We start from the raw sequence: 16,367 nt of genomic DNA on the forward strand, positions 1-16,367 counted from the left end.
GGCTAGCCTCCCACCGTGCGCCAGCGCGTGACGTAGCGCTCAAGCAGTCGCATCAGGCCGGTCACGACCAGCGCCATGCCGAAATAGGTCACCAGCAACATCGAATAGATGGTGGTGCTGTCCTGGGTGAAATTGCGGATCTGTTCGGCGCGGAATGTCAGATCGCCCAGGCTGATCAGCGAGACCAGTGCGGTGTCCTTGAGGTTCTGCACCGCCAGATTGCCGAACGAAGGCATCATTTCGGGGATGGCCTGGGGAATGGTGATGTTCCACAAGGTCTGGCGCGAGGTGAAGTTGAGCGCGCGAGCGGCTTCATGCTGGTCGGTATGGACCGACTGAATGGCGCCGCGCACCACTTCGGCGCCATAGGCACCGATATTGAGGCCCAGAGCCAGCACGCCGGCGAGCACCGGCGGCAAGCGCAGGTCGATGCCCATCGCCGTACCGGCCAGCGGCAGCGCGAAATAGAGCCAGAACAGCTGAACCAGCAGCGAGGTGCCACGGAACACTTCAATATAGGCAACCGAGATACCCTTGATCGCCCAGTTGGGCGAGAGCTTGCCGATGCCGAAAACGAAGGCCAGCACGGCGCCCAGCACGGTGGAATAAAGGGTCAGCTGGACGGTGACCCAGGCCCCCTCCATCAGGGGCGTGATGTAATCTGTCCAATGCATGGTCTTTTCCCTGCAAACAGGCGTTGAAACGCGCCAAGGGCGGGTGCCGGAGCACCCGCCCAGAGCAGCATCAGAGCGCGTCGATTACTCGGCGGCGCAGAGTTCTTCGGTGGTCTTGGTGCCCGAGCCGTCGACGTCGGACTGGGTGAAGCCATAGCCCATCAGCGTTTCGGACCATTCTGGCGTTGCTTTGAATTCGGCCAAAGCGCCATTGACGGCGTCACGCAGTTCTTCATTGCCGCTGGCGAAGGTGAAACCACCCCAACTGCGCACGGGTACGCCACCGATCACGGGATCGGAAAAATCGCTGGCGACTTCAACGCCCTTGCCCTGATCGGCCAGACCGCTGGCGGTCAGGCTGGTCGCGGCATAGGCATCAGCACGGCCCGTCGACACGGTCGAGATCGCGTCGGCATTGGCAGCGATGGTCACCAGATTGGCCTCGGAAACACCGAGTTCCTGCATCATGTCGAGTTGGTCGGCACCGGCCATGATAGCGACCTTGAGGTCGGGGTTTTCAGCAAAATCGGTATAGGCGTGAATGCCCTTGGGGTTACCCTCTGCCACCAGCAGGCCTTCGCCATAGGAGGTGTTTGGCTGAGAGAACAGCACCTGGGTGCAGCGATCGGGACGGATGGCCATTTCAGCGGCGACCATGTCGAAACGATCAGCCTGCAGGCCGGGGATCAGCGATGAGAAGTTGGTGGTGACCCACTCAATGTTGTCGACGCCAAGCTTTTCCATGATGGCCTTGGCCACATCTGGACCTGCGCCCAGCGCCGCGCCGGTGGGGTCGACATAGCCATAGGGGATTTCGTTGGCTACCGCGATGCGGATGGTTCCTGATTCCTGGATCTCTGCGAGCGTTGCAGCGCTGACGGCCGTGGAGGCCATTGCGGATACGGCAATCGCAGACAGTGCTGTGAGTGCATTCTTTCCGAATTTCGTCATGGTGTTGCTCCTCTTTGATTTTCGGGCAGGTAGCCGGTTGCAGCCCATTCGAATTCAACCGGCCTGTGTTTAGGCGACGGCGTGCAGCGTCTCGCGTTGCGCCGGTGCCCAATTCTCGATCAGGCCCTTGTGCAGGGCCTTGATGGTGTTTTCGAAATCGGCCTGTTCGACCACGACCTGCAGGTCCACCTTGCGGATCAGGTCATGCACGCCGAGTGGTTCAATACCGGCGCCGGCCAGCGCCTTGATGGCCTGCAGCAGCACGGCGGTGCCGCTAAGATCGCGCCCGATGGCCGAAACGATCGACACCTTGCGCAGGGTGATCTCGGCGCTCGGGAAGGCTGCAGACAGATCGGCTTCAACCCGGCGAATGGCCTTCATCGACCCTTTGAGAAAGTGGGTGATGGTATTGGCGTTGGAGGTCTTGGAGATGATCCAGACGCTGTGGCGCTTGAGCGCGTCCAGAATGCCGGAATCATAGCCTTTTACCCCGACCATGTCCTGATCGTAGAACTCGAGCGCAAACACGTTGCGCAGCCCGGTGACGATCTCAACCTGCGGCGCACGTGCATGCAGGTCCGAACGGATCAGCGTGCCGTCGTGCTCGGGCTCGAAGGCGTTCTTTACCCGGAGCGGAATGCCCGCCTGACGCAGGCTCTTGGCTGCCCGGGGATGGATCGCTTCCATCCCCATATTGGAGAGCTGATCGGCCACGTCGTAATTGGTTTCGCCAATGACCCGGACGGCGTCCACACCGACCACACGCGGGTCGGATGAGGAGAGGTGAAACTCCTTGTGGATGATTGCCTCGCCAGCGCCGGTGACCACCGCCACGCGCGATAGTGTCACTTCGCTATACCCGCGATCATAGGTGCCCATGAGCACTTCGCGGCACTGGGCATAGCCGGTGACGATGGGCAGTTCGCGGCTGACATCGATCTCCTCAAAGGCCCGCGCGATGGCTTCGTCCAGCGGCAACTGGCTGTCTTCACGCCAGCCGGTGAGATCAACAAAGCGGGCATTGACGCCCTGCATGTTGAGCAGCATTGCCGTATTGAAGGCCGACTGCGCCTCGCCCAGCGAGGCGAGCATTTCGCGAACTGTGAGCAGGTGCTGTTCAAGCTGGAAGTGCCCGAACGAGCAGAGCCGTGACAGATCGATCAGACAGGAGCGGACGCCTTCGACGCGTTCGCGCGCGAAACGGTTGGCTGTTTGCCGCGCGCCGTCATCGCTGAAGATTTCAGCGTTCTGCGCAAACATCTTTTCGGCGACCTGATTGAGGGCATCGCCCCAGGTCCAGCTACCCTCGGCACTGGCGAACAGGGCATAGACTCCCGGTTCGCCCGATTTCTTGTGCTCGAGCAGGCTGTCGGTCATGCCCGCATAGGCGGATACCACGAAGATGCGATTGTAGAGGTCGTCGCCCTCGCGCGTACCGATCAGCACGGTGTCGAGCAATTCGGCGGTGCGCGTCATGGACGTGCCGCCGATCTTTTCAACCGTGTGGTGCTTAGTCGTATTGGTCATGTCGTCTCCGGCGCTTCCCCGGCTTGGTGCGGGGGAAGCGGTGCCTTGGTGTCAAAATTCGGGGGGCGGCCGGCCTAGACGAGTTTGCCGCCCTCAATGCTGATCGGTGCCGCAGGATCGCGCGAGCTCAGGAATGCCGGACGCGGTGCCTTTGCTGCAAAGGGCTCGACCACGCGATTGTCCCAGGCGTTGTAGACGAAGAACGCGTTGGAGCGCGGGAATGGCGTGATGTTGCCGTTCGAGCCGTGAATGGTGTTGCAGTCGAACAGGATGACCGTACCGGCGCGGCCGGCGGCGTAGTCCACGCCGAAGGTCTGGGCCAGCTTGGACAGGCTGTCCTGCGAGGGCACACCAATTTCCTGCTTCTTGAGCGAGGTCTTGTGGTTGTCGTCCGGGGTCTCGCCAGCGCAGGCCACATAGGTCTTGTGCGAGCCAGGCATCAGCATGAGCGGCCCGTTGAGGGCATCATTGTCGGTCAGCAGAACCGAGGCCGAAATGGCGCGCATGCGCGGCATGCCATCCTCGGCGTGCCAGGTCTCGAAGTCGGAGTGCCAGTAGAATTCCTTGCCGGTAAAGCCCGGCTTGTAGTTCAGGCGCGACTGGTGGAGATAGACATCGTCATTGAGCAGATAGCTGACACGACCGGCCACGCGCTTGTCGCGGGCGAGACGGTCAAACAGCGCGTTCTGCTCGTCGAGACGGAAGACGGTGCGCACTTCGTCCGAATTGGGCTCGGTGATGATGTTTTCCGGGGCCAGCTTGGCTTCTCCCGAGCGCATGCGCGCAGATTCAGCCTGCAGCGCCTCGATCTCCTGGGATGAAAAAACACCCTTGAGCACGAGATAGCCGTTCTTTTCGAACGACTCCGTTTCGGCGCGGGTCAGCGGCGCTTCAGGCGACCACTTGCCCCAAACCGTGGGGTCCTTGCGCTCGAGCCATTGCTCGGCTGGCAAGCGTGTGGGGTAGTCGTCCTGCTGGGCAGTGTTTGTGGCGGGCATTGTCATGTCTTGGCCTTTCTCTTTTGAGGGTTGAAAGGACGCGACTAGGCGTCTTCGGTGATGGGGGCGTAGGAGCCATCTTCACGATGGACTTCGGTGCCGGTCACCGGCGGGTTGAAACAGCAGGCCATGACCATCTCGCTCTTGGCGGTCAGGCGATGCTTGTCGTTCTTGTCGAGCGCGTACATCACGCCCGGGCGGATCTGGTGCACCTTGCCGGTATCGAGCTCTTCAATGCTGCCCTCGCCGGACACGCAGTAAACGCTTTCGAAGTGATGCTTGTAGTGGAACACGTGGCTGGTGTTCTCGTGGATGCGCGTGATGTGGAAGCTGAAGCCCATGTCGTCGCCGGCCAGCAGCAGACGCGTGCTGTCCCAGCCATCAGAATTGACGAGGCGTTCGCCCTTGCGGGCCTCATGGAGATCTCGAACGATCATGTCGCGTATCCTTCTATTCGGCAGCTGCGCGGTGCAGACCCATGACCGCATCAAAAGCCGCCTCCAGGGTGTCCAGGCCCGCAGCAAGCTGCTCGGTTGAAATGGTGAGTGGCGCGAGCACCTTGACGATCTGGTCAAAGCTGCCCGAGGTCTCGATGATCAGACCCTTGGTGAAGCAGGTCTTGCAGATGGCGGCAGCGTGTTCGCCGCTACCCGCATCAACGCCCAGCATCATGCCGCGGCCCTTGATGCCCAGATCATGCTCATCGGCAATGGCACCCAGGCGATCGGCCAGATATTCGGCCTTCTTGGCCACTTCGGTGGCGAAGCTGTCATCGGCCCAGAACTTCTCCAGCGCGGCGGCTGCCGTGATGAAGGCGTGGTTATTGCCACGAAAGGTGCCGTTGTGCTCGGCTGGCTTCCAGATGTCATGCTCTGGCTTGATCAGCGTGACGGCGAGCGGCAGGCCCATGCCCGAGAGCGATTTTGCCATGGTGATCAGGTCGGGCGACAGGCCCATGCCATCAAACGAGAAGAAGCCGCCCGTACGACCGCAGCCGGCCTGAATGTCATCGATGATGAACAGCGCGCCGTGCTTACGGGCAATCTTTTCGATCTGCTGCAGCCAGCTCTTGGATGCGGCATTGAGCCCGCCTTCGCCCTGCACGGTCTCGACGATGATGGCGGCTGGCGCATCCACGCCGCTGGAGGGATCGGACAACTGGTGGTCCAGCAGGTCGGCTGTATTGATCTCGGGGCCATAATAGCCGTCAAAGGCGGCGCGGGTGACACCCGAAAGCGGGGTCGAGGCGCCGGCGCGGTGCTTACCATTGCCGGTGGCGGCCAATGCGCCCAGCGTCACGCCGTGAAAACCATTGGTAAAGGAGATCACACTGTTGCGGCCGGTGACCTTGCGCGCCAGCTTGAGCGCGGCTTCAACGGCGTTGGCGCCAGTCGGTCCGGTGAACTGGACGCGGTGGTTCATGCCGCGGGGCTTGAGGATGTACTGTTCGAAATTGGCCAGGAAGTGCTCCTTGGCGTCTGTGAACATATCCAGGCCATGGGCTATGCCATCGGCGGAGACGTACTCGATCAGTGCAGCCTTGAGATCGGGATCGTTGTGGCCATAGTTCAGGCTCGAACAACCGGCGAGGAAGTCGGTATAGGCCTTGCCGCTGGTGTCGTAGATCGTGGCGCCAACTGCCTTGTCGAACATCTTGGGAAAGCTGCGCGAATAGGAGCGCACCCGGCTTTCAACGCGGTCGAAAGTGGCAAGTGGCGAAGTGGTTTTGGTCAAAGTCATAGAGCGCGTCTCCCAGGACGATTGTCAGTCAGAGATGAAAAAGTCAGATCAAGCTGCGGCCAGGCTGGCCACGCGATCCCGTTGAATTGGTCCGATCGACACGGCGAATTCGCTGGCATGTTCGCCGGCGAAATGGCTGTCTCGATCAAAGCGTTCGGCGCGCTGCAATTGCGCGTTAAGCGCCTTGGCTACGGAGCCGAAGAGCGCCCATGATGCCTCATTGTCACCAGTAATGGTGCAACTCACCTGGGTCAGCTTTGCATTGCCCGCACGGGCTAGCGCGTCAGCGATCAAGCGTTTGCCTAGGCCTTGGCCGCGTGCCGCGTCGCTAACACAGACCTGCCAGACGAACAGTGTGTCGGGCTGGGCTGGCGGCACGTAGCCCGACATCCAGCCGACCACTTCGCCATCACGCTCGGCGATGGTGCAGGTATCGGCGAAATCCGAGCATTGCAGCAGATTGGCGTAGAGCGAATTGCTATCGAGTGCAGGTGTTGCCTCGATCAGCGCCCAGACCCGGGAACCATCGGTATCCCGCGGGGCACGCAAGCGAATCTTCAGATCGCCAGATGCATCTGCCTGATGCAACCCGGTCTTGTTCAGAACGGCATTCCCTTGAATCATGGAGCGACTATTTAGATCGTCAGAACTAAATGTCAACACGATCCGGCATCACATAATACCTTCCACGGCAAGGTAAACTCAGGAAATCTATGTGTTCTGTGGGATTGAGGTGATTTCCCCAGCCAAAGTTATTTTTGCACTCTCCGACGGCGAGAGCGCATTGTGATAAAACTGTTTAGATTCTGCGAACTAAATGTGACGCAGGGCCGTTTTCGCTTATCCGCTTGGGTTCAGTTTCCTATGGCGCTAGAGTATTGGAGTTGATCGAGATGGGTGTTGCGTTGGAAAATCGGACCAAGGTTGCCTTGACTGCCATGCGCAAGATCCTGCGCACCACCGAGTTGAACAGCAAGCGGTTGATGCAGGAAACCGGACTGACACCATCTCAATTGATCTTCATGCAATTGCTCGACGACGAGCGCGAGCAGACCGCTGGCTATGTTGCCGGACGCATGGGCATTACCCAGGCTACCACCACGGCCCTGCTGCAAAAGCTTGAAGCGCTGGGCATGATACAGCGCCGCAAGGGCGAAACGGATCGCCGCCAGGTATGGCTGTCACTGACCGATGCGGGCCGCAAGGTGCTGACCATTGCTCCTGACGGGGTGCACGCCCGCTTTCAGGAGCAGTTCGCAGCCCTTGATGACTGGGAACAGGCGATGCTGATTGCCTCGCTGGAACGGGTGGCAGCGCTACTGGGCAATGAGGATCAGGCCGCGGCAGCCGTGCTCGATGCAACGGCAGCCCTCTCAAGCGATTGAGCGAGACGGCCATTGGCTCAAACTGAGTCTGAGTTGATCGGGGTCAAATATTGCGACAGGGGCGGTGCTAGGCTTTGGACTTGCCAGCCTAGTGGAACACCCGATGACTCTGCCCAATCGCCATATCGCGGCACTGGAACAAAGCTATAGTGAGCTGCTGGCGCTGTGTGACGCCCTCGAAACGGTGGCTGACAACCTGCCCCATGAGATCAATGCCCGGGTATGCCGTAGCCTGGCGGATGCACTTGAACCGCTGGTCGCCCGCACCCACCAGCAGGAAGAAGAGACACTTTTTCCTCTGCTGGCAGCGAGCCAGAATCCGCAGCTCAGCCGCACGCTGGCGCGATTGCGCGAAGAGCATCTGGCCGATCACAGCACCGCAGCCGAGGTCAGCGAAGCGCTACATGACCTGAGCGCAGGAGCGTCCAAGCTGTCGCCCGATGCTGTTGGTTATTTGCTGCGCTCCTTCTTTGAAAGCATGCGCCGCCATGTATTGAGCGAGCAGGAACTGCTCGCCATGGTCGGCCCGCCCCCGCTGCTGCATTAGAGGTGAACCAAGGCAATGGCCATCTGAGCCTGATGGGCACATTGTGTATGCCCATGCGGGGCGCCATGGCCTAGTCTGTCAGCGTATAGCGAGGAGTCTGCGTTTGGACACAGGTGAAGCGGCGACAGGTTGGTCGGAGTTGTGGGGCGAACTGATCGAGGCGTTCGACTTCCTCAGCAGCGGGCTGTTCTCGCTGATTTGGCAGCCTTGGGGGCAGATCCAGATCGTAACCCTGCTGGTAGTGCTGGGCGTCACCTTTCTGATAGCGCGCCGGATCGAGCCGGTCTTTGAAAAATGGGTGCGCGGGCTCGAGACCAATCGGCGCACCATGCGGGCCTATGCGATCCTGCTGCGGCGGCTCCATCTGGTATTCTTTTGCGCCAGCATCTGGGCGATCTGGCTGGTGATGCGGATGACCACCTGGCCCAGCCGCTCCTATCTGATCGGGGTGGTGGCGAGCATTGCCACGGTCTGGCTGGCAACTTCGCTGATCAGCAAGCTGGTCAAAAGCCCGCTGGTGGCCCGCCTGTTGACCGTCAGCGTCGTTGTGCTGGTGGCGCTTCAAATCCTGGGCGCCATCCCCATTGCCGCTTCAGTGCTCGACGCGGCGGCCCTGTCGGCAGGTGAGTTCCGCATCTCACTGCTTACAGTGGTCAAGACCATCTTCATTCTGAGCGTCTTGCTGACGATCTCGCAGATGATTTCGGGCTTCACCGAAACCCGGCTGCAATCGCTGGACGAGATTTCTCCATCCATGCGCGTGCTGGCCGGCAAGCTGGTTCGGGTCGGCCTGTTCACCATCGCCATTGTGCTGGGTCTGCAATCGGTCGGGCTGGACCTGACCACGCTAACCGTGTTTTCCGGCGCCATTGGTCTGGGGCTTGGTTTCGGACTGCAAAAGGTGGTGTCCAATCTGGTCAGCGGCGTCATCCTGCTGCTCGATAAATCGGTCAAGCCCGGCGATGTGATCGAAGTGGGCGATACCTTTGGCTGGATATCCAAGCTGGGTGCGCGCTTCGTTTCGGTGGTGACGCGCGATGGTCGCGAATATCTCATCCCCAATGAGGATCTAATCACCAATCAGGTGGTCAACTGGTCCCACACCAATCCGCGGGTGCGGCTGGAAGTGGAGTTCGGGGTCTCCTATGAGTCAGACCCGCTGACCGTGCGCAAGGTGGCCATCGAGGCAGCCGCACAGCCCAAGCGCGTGCTCGGCGTTCCCGCGCCGGTCTGTCACCTCAAGGGTTATGGCGACTCCTCGGTCGACTATGTGTTGCGGTTCTGGATTTCCGATCCCAGCGATGGCGTCATCAACATCAAGAGCGATGTGCTGATCGCGCTGTGGTACGGGCTTAAGCAGAACGGCATCGGCATCCCGTATCCGCGTCGTGACATCACCATCATCAAGCCTGTTGCTGTGACCTCCCCAGTGGACGAAACGTCCGTTGCTGCAAAGCGCTCACGTCCCCGGTCCAAGGCCCCAAAACCTGCGGCCAAATCGCCCTAGCGCGCCGCGCTCGCGTGGCTCGATTCGACGCAATGCGCCCCAAAACCCAGCTGAACAGCCCGTGTCAGGAATTTCCTTCACTTCGGAATATGCTGTGATGTCAATGAATTGGCCCGTCAGGCCGCAGTAGCAAGAACTTGTGATGTAGCGCCCGCCGACGGCCATGATAATGGCGAGGCATGTCGACATCCAGCAAGCAGGCGTCGCCTTCCGAGGCTCCACGCGCGCGTATCACCATTGCCAAATCCCTGATGAGCACGGCGCTGATGGCGACCGTGCTGTCTGCTTGTGGCGGCGGCGGCGGCGGCGGCGGGGGTTCGAGCGGCGGCGCCCCCAGTTCAACGCCCAGCGCAACAAGCGGCTGGGCGACCCGCAGCGTGACCTTCAATCCTGCGGTGGCGGCCAGCATCCTGCTCTCGGCCGAATTTCGAAATGCCGATGCCAATTGCACCTTTGTCGGCTGCGCCGCTGCGGGCACCCCGGCAGTAGGGCAATCGCAGGCGTTCGAGTTGCACAATCTGCACACCGCCCTGTCGTCGGGTGTCACCGGCGCCGGCAAGCTGGTGGCTGTGGTTGATGATGGCTTCCGCCTGACGCACCGCGAATTCTCCGGCAAGACGCTGAGCCAGACCGGCGCGCTGCCGCTGGCCGATCACGGCACGCATGTCGCGTCGCTCATTGCCGGCGTGAAGGACGGCGTGGGCATGCATGGTGTCGCGCCGGGCGCCAATCTGCACCTGACCTCGTTTGATCCAGCGGGCGGCGGCACGCTCGACATCGACAATGTCATTGCCGGCACGCTGAATGCGGCCAGTCTGGGCGCGGTGGCCCAGAACAATTCGTGGGGCTACAATGTCGATGCCCGCACGCTGCAGAACCACCTGACTGCCAATCCTGGACACAGCACCGCCCAGGCACTCAATGCCGTGGTTGCCGGCTTTGGCGCTGCCAAATGGCAATCCTATCTCGATGCCCTGAACACCTTCGAGAACGGTGGTGTGGTCGTTTGGGCCCTGTCCAATGACAACGCCATGACGTCGGGCGACGTGATGGCCACCCTGCCCTATTTTGACACAAGGCTGCAGGGCGCCTGGATTGCTGCCGCCAACGGGTATTTCGAGGTCAACGGCGCGGGGGACATCAGCAAGGCGATCCGGCTCTCGGCCGCCTGTGGGCTGGCTGCCCGGTTCTGCATTGCCGGTGACGGCACCACTACGGCGGCCAATGGCGCGTCGGACAGCGGCTATTCGGCGGGCACCGGCACCTCCTATGTTGCGCCACAGATTTCGGGCGCGGTCGCGCTCCTGGCACAGGCCTTTCCCGACATGACCCCGGAGGAATGGGCCAAGCGCCTGATGGCGAGCGCGGACAATAGCTGGTTCTCCACGCTGGGCGTGCCGGTGGCCGGTTCGGTCGATTTCGGCAATGGCGTCAGTCATGCCTATTCCACCGAATGGGGCCATGGGGTGCTCGATATCGGCGCGGCGCTGGCGCCGATCGGCAGCGTCGCCGTGCTGTCGGGCGCCACGGTAACAAGCAGTGCGCGCGTCGGGCTGGCCGAGAGCGTATTGTTGGCTCCTGCCGCCTTTGGCGATGGGCTGACCACGGCGCTCGAAGGCACCGATGTGGCCGTGTTCGACGCGCTCAATCGCGGGTTCGCCGTTGAGGGCTCGGCGCTGGTTTCCCGCCCCGCCCCCACCATGCTGCCAGACCTGCTTGGCGCGGTGGAAACACCGCATTGGGGCGCCCTGCCCTCCTATCAGCAATTGCTGCGGCAGGCGCCAGATCTGGCCGAGGATGGCGCATCGGTTGCCATGCTCAGCAGCGCCACTGGCGTCTTCGAGCAGCCTGGCAGTAGTGCTTTGGCCGAACGCAGCTCGGTGTTTGGCATGGTCCAGGACGCCGTGGCGGTCATTGCCACCCAGAATGCCGGCCCGCTCGACATCACCGCGATCGGCTTTGCCGGACGCGGGGTGAATGGACAGACGGCGGGCATTGGCGGCACCGGGGTCAATCTGAGCTGGAGCGCTGGCGGCAGCCGCGCCAGTGTCGGTGTGAGCTTTATGAACGAACAGGGCGGCCTGTTGGGCATGCCCGAAAACGCGGCCTTTGGCTGGGGGACAGGCAGCGCTGCAGGAACGGCCCATATCGGGCTGGATCAGCAGATCGCGACCGATCTCGCGCTGTTCGGCCGGCTCGAATATGGGGTTGCCCGCCAGAGCGGCGCGACGTCCGGGCTGGTGGCCAGTATGTCGGATCTGCAGTTTTCCGGCTTTGAGGTCGGCGCCCGGATGAATTCGGTGCTCTTTGCCAGCGACCGGCTGAGCTTTTCGCTGGCCCAGCCGCTGCGGATCGAGAGCGGCACGATGGGTCTGTCGCTACCGGTGTCGCGCAATGCGGATGGCGCCATTGAGCACCGCCAGCAGGACGCTGATCTGACCCCGGGTGGGCGCGAGTTCAATCTCAGCTTGGCCTATAGCCAGCCCATGGGCTCGGGGCAGTGGCAGATCGGCCTGCAGCACCGGCTCGATGCGGGCCATATCCAGGGCGCCTCATCAAGCGGTCTGGCATTGGGCGTCGGGCAGTCGTTCTAGCCGATATCAACGCGCTCAGGGCGCATTGACCAGCTTGGAGCGCAGCAATTCGCCATTGTCGCTGAGGATGGAATAGCCGATGCCGCTGAGCAGCGAATTGATGCGCCGCAGCGCGTGGATGGTCTCCAGATGCAAATCGCTGGTCTGCATGCTGGTTGAGTTGCCAGCCCGCAGCCGGGCAAAATGCTGCGACATGCTGGAGCGCTCCATGCTGTTGATCTCTTCCTTTTCGGCCACCAGTTCGCGCGCGGATTCGGTGTCTTCGGAGACCAGTACATTGGCGGCCAGCTGCATGTTTTCGAGTACCCGCGCGTGCAGATCCGTCAGTTCCTGCCAGCCCTGCGGGGAAAAGCTCAGCCGGCGTTCGAACTTCTGATCAGCCAGCTTGAGCATCTGCTTGGTGATGATATCGCCGGCCTGCTCCAGCCCGATGGCGAAGTTGATCAGATCGGAGGCGCGCCGGGTCTGGGCCGGGGTCATGGCATCCCATTTGAGCCGCGTCAGGAAAAGCTTGATCTCACGATTGGCCTGATTGACGTCGAGTTCCAGCGTCTTGACCCGTCGGCTCGCGGCCTTGTCGGCGCTCTGGTAGATTTCCATGATGGGCTGGAGCATGACCTCGACCGTTTCGCTCATGCGCAGCAATTCACGCGTCACGCTGGCCAGCGCCAAGTCGGGATTGGTCTGGTTGTCGGCCTGTAGCGCGGGCGTACGCATACGCGCCACGTTGAAATCGCCGGGCACGACCGCCTCGGCGACAAAGCGCTCGGTCGCACGGGCCAATGGCCCGGTCAGCGGCAGGCCCAGCAGCAGCACGGCTGCATTAAAGCCGATATGCAGCAGGCTGGCCTGCTGGCCCACCGTACCCGGCAGCGCCCCCAGATAGCCGTGCAACACCTGAAACGCCGCCAGGCAGATCAGGGCCGCGCCGCCGCGCAGCGCCAGCGCCCCCAGAGCCATGCGCCGGGCCCGCACATCGGCGCCGCGGGTCATGCCCACCGCAATCAGCGTGCCCCCCAGATTGGCGCCCAGCACAAAGGCGGCGGCGACCTCAAAGGGGATAACCCCGGCGGAGCCAAAGGTGATGATCACCAGAATGGTGGCCACGGAGGAATAGGAAATCCAGGTGATCAGGGCGGCCACGAAGAAACTGGTCCACAGATCCCCCTGCAGATAACCGATCGCGGCCTCAAACAGGCTGCTGCCGCGCCATGGCGCCGTGGCTTGCGAGACCATTTCGAGCGACAGCAGAACGAAGGCGACACCCAGTATTAGCCGCCCAAGTTGCTTGGTCTGGCGGCTATTGCCGCGCAGAAACAGCAGGCCGCCCACAATGATCAGCGGCGGCGTCAGCAGCGTCAGATCAAACGAGAGCACGCTGGCGATGATGGCTGAGCCGAAATAGGCGCCCAGCATGAGCGCAAGCCCGGTGGCGCCTTCCATCAACCCACCTGCGGCGAAGCTGGCTGCCAATGCGGCCACCGCCGTTGAGCTCTGCAGCGCAATGGCCATCAAGGTGCCGGCACCGGCGGCACTGATCCGACTGGAATCAGCGTGCGCCAGCAGACGCTTGAGCTGGGGGGAATAGGCGCGTTCAACTGCCGTGCGCACCATGCGGACGGCCCATAGCAACAGCACGATTGCTGCAATCAGTTGAATAGCGATCAAATACATCCAGCGCTCCGACAGCCTCGCGCCAAATCAGGCGCAAGGTTCATGCTGGGTCCATGCCGCGCCAGATGCAAGGTCAGTTAGCTCACCCTACCGGGTCTTTGCGTGGCACGCCCTGCAGGTTTTCGAGCAGAAACGCATGGGTGGCCCGGTTAGCCACGATCAGCACGCCGGTGCGTTCAAAGGTTTCGGGTCCACGGCCCCACCAGTCGGTGACAATGCCGCCTGCCTCTTCCACCAGCAGGATACCGGCGGCGGTGTCTACGAAACCGGTTTCCTCGTAATAGCCGGTCAGACGACCGCAGGCGACATAGGCGCAGGAATTGGCGGCACTGCCGACCACGCGAACGGCACCGATTGGCGCGCGGATGGCGTCGAGGCGGTCATAGGCGCCGGGGTAAAGCTGCAAATTGGGCGTGGGAAGGCCCGTACCCACGCACATCATGGCCACATCGGTACTGGCACTGACCTTCAGACGCTCGCCATTGAGGAACGCGCCGCCCCCCTTGAGCGCGGTGAACATCTCATCGGACACCGGATTATAGACCAGACCGCACATGGTCTGGTTGCCCCGGCGCAGGGCGATAGTGATGGTGTAGTGCCAGCCATTGAGGAAATTGGTGGTGCCATCAATGGGATCAACCAGCCAGCGATGCTCGGCGTCGCTGCCTTCGACGGGTGCAAATTCCTCGCCGGTCAGGCTCCAGTCGGGCTGCATTGCAAACAGACCGGCGCGGATCAGCTGCTCGGATTCCTTGTCGGCATCAGAAACGAAATCGCCGGGACCTTTGACGCCGATTTCGAGCTCGGCGAAGCGCTTGAAATGGCGCTGGGTCAGCTCACCAGCGCTGCGGGCAATCGCTACCATCTGGTCGAGAATGTCGGGATAAGAGACGGTCATGCGGTCAACGCCATGGCAAGACCCTCCGGGTCATCAGTGGTGATTTGGTCGACTTTGAGCGCCAGCAGACGGTTGACCTGCGACACGGTGATGGGGGTGACGGCGCGGATCGTCCAGGCGTCCACCCGGTGCCCTGCGGCCTGGAATGCGGCGATGATGTCAAAGCCGCTGCGGTCGGCCTCAAGCACGATTTCGTAGTGCAGATAGATGAGGTCGGCCTCAGGTGCGATTGCCAACGCGTCGGCAGTGAACCGGGCAAAATCGCCGCTGGCTTGCAGCCGTTCCAGCGAAGCGCCGTAGCAGGGATCGTAGCCGCGGCGCAGGCCGGGTGTGGCCGTCGCCAATTGCTCGACAGCCAGCGCATCGCCGCACGAGACAATCATATGCGGCGCGAGACCGCCAATACTGGCGGCGAAATTGGCGATGGTCTGGGGATCGAGCGCGGCTGCATCCTGCTTGAAATCGAGCTGCAGCAACGCGTCGGCATGTGGTTGTTGCCTGGCAAGCAAGGCGCAAAGGTCTTCAAGCAGTAGCACGTTGTCGGCAATCGGCGCGCCGGCCTCATTGCGCAGATGCAATTGGCGCAGATCAGCCGCCCGAGCCTCGGCGATTGCGCCCGTCCCGGTGGTTTCCCGCTCCAGCGTCAGATCATGCAGCACGGCCATGCCATGATCGGCATGGACCACCAGATCGACCTCGACGCTGGCGCCCAACCGCATCGCCTCGACAATGCGCTTGCCGGTAAACACCGGATCGGACGCCTTGCGACGACCGCGATGCCATTTCAGCCAGGTACGATGGCCGTCACGCTCAACATAGAGGGGGTCCGCCATGCTCATCCCCGATAGATCTGGGCATTGTCGCGGAAGGCGGCAATGGCCTTGGGCTGCAGGTTGACGCCCTGCCCTGCGCTGAACAGATCAGGATGGGAAACCATGGCTTTGATGCGGGTGCCATCCTTAAGATCAAGGTCGACCAGACCATGCGTGCCGAAATCGGTGATGCGGTGGATCTTGGCAGCGCCGGGATCGGCCGCGACCAGATCGAGGGCCTCGGGACGGACCGCCAGCGTTGCCGGCCCATCGCTGACCGGCAGGGGCACCTCGATACCCGAGCCATTGAACTGGCCATTGCTGACACTGCCATCCACCAGATTCATCGAACCGATAAAACCTGCCACAAACGGGGTCTGCGGGTTGCGATAGACCACATCGGGCCGGTCGACCTGTTCGCTGCGACCATCGCGCATGACAACGATCCGGTCGGCCATGGAGAGCGCTTCGTCCTGCCCGTGAGTCACGAACAGCGTGGTGATCTTGAGCCGCTGCTGAATGTCGCGCACCTCTTCGCGCAGCCGTTCGCGCAGGTGCTGGTCCAGGCTGGCGAAGGGTTCGTCGAGCAACAGGATCTTGGGCTCGAGCACCAGCGAGCGCGCCAGCGCCACGCGCTGCTGCTGGCCGCCCGACAGTTGATGCGTCAGGCGATCGCCATAGCCGGCCAGCCCCACCAGTTCGAGAACCGCCTCGACCTTGTCGCGAATTTCGTCAACGGGCAGCTTGCGCAGCTTGAGCCCGAAAGCGAGGTTCTTGAACACATTCATATGGGTCCACAGTGCATGGCTCTGAAACACCATGCCGGTGGGCCGCTTGTCGGGTGACAGCCGGGTGATGTCTTCGCCATCAATGGTGATCACGCCAGCGGAGGGCTGCTCGAAGCCACCAACCATGCGCAGCAGTGTCGACTTGCCCGAGCCCGAGGGCCCCAGCAGGCAGACAAGCTCACCATCGGCCACATCGAGAGAGAAGCGTTCGACAGCCACCGTGCCGCCAGCAAAGACCTTGGAAACGTCGGAGATATTGAGAACAGACATAT

15 protein-coding genes are annotated in these 16,367 nt (G+C 61.9%); 4 read left to right on the forward strand and 11 right to left on the reverse strand.

Annotation, left to right across the window (positions count from 1 at the left end; translation table 11 throughout):
- Positions 1-2 precede the first annotated feature (2 nt).
- The 7 genes from ehuC to ectA all read right to left on the reverse strand — a co-directional run bounded on the left by ehuC (position 3) and on the right by ectA (position 6,439).
- Complete coding sequence (ehuC, locus tag AC0L37_RS13125) at positions 3-674, reverse strand: ectoine/hydroxyectoine ABC transporter permease subunit EhuC (RefSeq protein ID WP_282220873.1); 672 nt, start codon at positions 672-674, stop codon at positions 3-5.
- An 84-nt stretch (positions 675-758) separates the two neighbouring features.
- Positions 759-1,625: an ectoine/hydroxyectoine ABC transporter substrate-binding protein EhuB gene (ehuB, locus tag AC0L37_RS13130; RefSeq protein ID WP_282220872.1), complete on the reverse strand. Its 867-nt coding sequence runs from the start codon at positions 1,623-1,625 to the stop codon at positions 759-761.
- Positions 1,626-1,694: 69 nt separating this feature from the next.
- A complete protein-coding gene (locus AC0L37_RS13135; protein ID WP_282220871.1) occupies positions 1,695-3,152 on the reverse strand; it encodes an aspartate kinase in 1,458 nt (485 codons plus the stop codon).
- Positions 3,153-3,226: 74 nt separating this feature from the next.
- On the reverse strand, positions 3,227-4,150 hold the full coding sequence (thpD, locus tag AC0L37_RS13140; protein WP_331284395.1) for an ectoine hydroxylase: 924 nt from the start codon (positions 4,148-4,150) through the stop codon (positions 3,227-3,229).
- 44 nt (positions 4,151-4,194) lie between these two features.
- A complete protein-coding gene (locus tag AC0L37_RS13145; protein ID WP_212658747.1) occupies positions 4,195-4,587 on the reverse strand; it encodes an ectoine synthase in 393 nt (130 codons plus the stop codon).
- Between the two features lie 13 nt (positions 4,588-4,600).
- Positions 4,601-5,890: a diaminobutyrate--2-oxoglutarate transaminase gene (gene ectB / locus AC0L37_RS13150; RefSeq protein ID WP_282220870.1), complete on the reverse strand. Its 1,290-nt coding sequence runs from the start codon at positions 5,888-5,890 to the stop codon at positions 4,601-4,603.
- A 48-nt stretch (positions 5,891-5,938) separates the two neighbouring features.
- Positions 5,939-6,439: a diaminobutyrate acetyltransferase gene (ectA, locus tag AC0L37_RS13155; RefSeq protein WP_282220869.1), complete on the reverse strand. Its 501-nt coding sequence runs from the start codon at positions 6,437-6,439 to the stop codon at positions 5,939-5,941.
- A gap of 344 nt (positions 6,440-6,783) precedes the next feature.
- On the opposite strand from ectA, the gene AC0L37_RS13160 reads away from it, so the two are divergent.
- From AC0L37_RS13160 to AC0L37_RS13175, 4 genes are all read left to right on the forward strand, one after another.
- Positions 6,784-7,275: a MarR family winged helix-turn-helix transcriptional regulator gene (locus AC0L37_RS13160; RefSeq protein ID WP_212658750.1), complete on the forward strand. Its 492-nt coding sequence runs from the start codon at positions 6,784-6,786 to the stop codon at positions 7,273-7,275.
- 103 nt (positions 7,276-7,378) lie between these two features.
- Entirely contained in the window at positions 7,379-7,822 is a 444-nt protein-coding gene (locus AC0L37_RS13165; RefSeq protein ID WP_212658751.1) for a hemerythrin domain-containing protein, read from the forward strand.
- 103 nt (positions 7,823-7,925) lie between these two features.
- Complete coding sequence (locus AC0L37_RS13170; RefSeq protein WP_282220868.1) at positions 7,926-9,329, forward strand: mechanosensitive ion channel family protein; 1,404 nt, start codon at positions 7,926-7,928, stop codon at positions 9,327-9,329.
- 179 nt (positions 9,330-9,508) lie between these two features.
- Entirely contained in the window at positions 9,509-11,923 is a 2,415-nt protein-coding gene (locus AC0L37_RS13175; RefSeq protein WP_282220867.1) for a S8 family peptidase, read from the forward strand.
- A 15-nt stretch (positions 11,924-11,938) separates the two neighbouring features.
- On the opposite strand, the gene AC0L37_RS13180 is transcribed toward AC0L37_RS13175, so the two are convergent.
- The 4 genes from AC0L37_RS13180 to AC0L37_RS13195 form a co-directional block, all read right to left on the reverse strand.
- The gene (locus AC0L37_RS13180) at positions 11,939-13,597 is read right to left on the reverse strand and encodes a Na/Pi cotransporter family protein (protein ID WP_212658755.1); all 1,659 of its coding nucleotides are present in this window, start codon (positions 13,595-13,597) and stop codon (positions 11,939-11,941) included.
- A gap of 82 nt (positions 13,598-13,679) precedes the next feature.
- Complete coding sequence (locus AC0L37_RS13185; RefSeq protein ID WP_282220866.1) at positions 13,680-14,495, reverse strand: inositol monophosphatase family protein; 816 nt, start codon at positions 14,493-14,495, stop codon at positions 13,680-13,682.
- A complete protein-coding gene (locus tag AC0L37_RS13190) occupies positions 14,492-15,328 on the reverse strand; it encodes a glycerophosphodiester phosphodiesterase (RefSeq protein WP_282220865.1) in 837 nt (278 codons plus the stop codon). The genes AC0L37_RS13185 and AC0L37_RS13190 overlap by 4 nt, the downstream gene beginning before the upstream one ends.
- A 2-nt stretch (positions 15,329-15,330) precedes the next feature.
- Entirely contained in the window at positions 15,331-16,365 is a 1,035-nt protein-coding gene (locus tag AC0L37_RS13195; RefSeq protein WP_282220864.1) for an ABC transporter ATP-binding protein, read from the reverse strand.
- Positions 16,366-16,367: the final 2 nt, after the last annotated feature.

This window comes from Devosia sp. J2-20 (genome assembly GCF_055808475.1).

Bases quoted from the DNA above. Each gene is read 5' to 3' on its own strand.
- ehuC (WP_282220873.1), bottom strand. From the start codon at position 674: ATGCATTGGACAGATTACATCACGCCCCTGATGGAGGGGGCCTGGGTC.
- AC0L37_RS13160 (WP_212658750.1), top strand. From the start codon at position 6,784: ATGGGTGTTGCGTTGGAAAATCGGACCAAGGTTGCCTTGACTGCCATG.
- AC0L37_RS13145 (WP_212658747.1), bottom strand. From the start codon at position 4,587: ATGATCGTTCGAGATCTCCATGAGGCCCGCAAGGGCGAACGCCTCGTC.
- AC0L37_RS13135 (WP_282220871.1), bottom strand. From the start codon at position 3,152: ATGACCAATACGACTAAGCACCACACGGTTGAAAAGATCGGCGGCACG.
- AC0L37_RS13180 (WP_212658755.1), bottom strand. From the start codon at position 13,597: ATGTATTTGATCGCTATTCAACTGATTGCAGCAATCGTGCTGTTGCTA.
- AC0L37_RS13185 (WP_282220866.1), bottom strand. From the start codon at position 14,495: ATGACCGTCTCTTATCCCGACATTCTCGACCAGATGGTAGCGATTGCC.
- AC0L37_RS13195 (WP_282220864.1), bottom strand. From the start codon at position 16,365: ATGTCTGTTCTCAATATCTCCGACGTTTCCAAGGTCTTTGCTGGCGGC.
- AC0L37_RS13165 (WP_212658751.1), top strand. From the start codon at position 7,379: ATGACTCTGCCCAATCGCCATATCGCGGCACTGGAACAAAGCTATAGT.
- thpD (WP_331284395.1), bottom strand. From the start codon at position 4,150: ATGCCCGCCACAAACACTGCCCAGCAGGACGACTACCCCACACGCTTG.
- ehuB (WP_282220872.1), bottom strand. From the start codon at position 1,625: ATGACGAAATTCGGAAAGAATGCACTCACAGCACTGTCTGCGATTGCC.
- AC0L37_RS13190 (WP_282220865.1), bottom strand. From the start codon at position 15,328: ATGGCGGACCCCCTCTATGTTGAGCGTGACGGCCATCGTACCTGGCTG.
- AC0L37_RS13175 (WP_282220867.1), top strand. From the start codon at position 9,509: ATGTCGACATCCAGCAAGCAGGCGTCGCCTTCCGAGGCTCCACGCGCG.
- ectB (WP_282220870.1), bottom strand. From the start codon at position 5,890: ATGACTTTGACCAAAACCACTTCGCCACTTGCCACTTTCGACCGCGTT.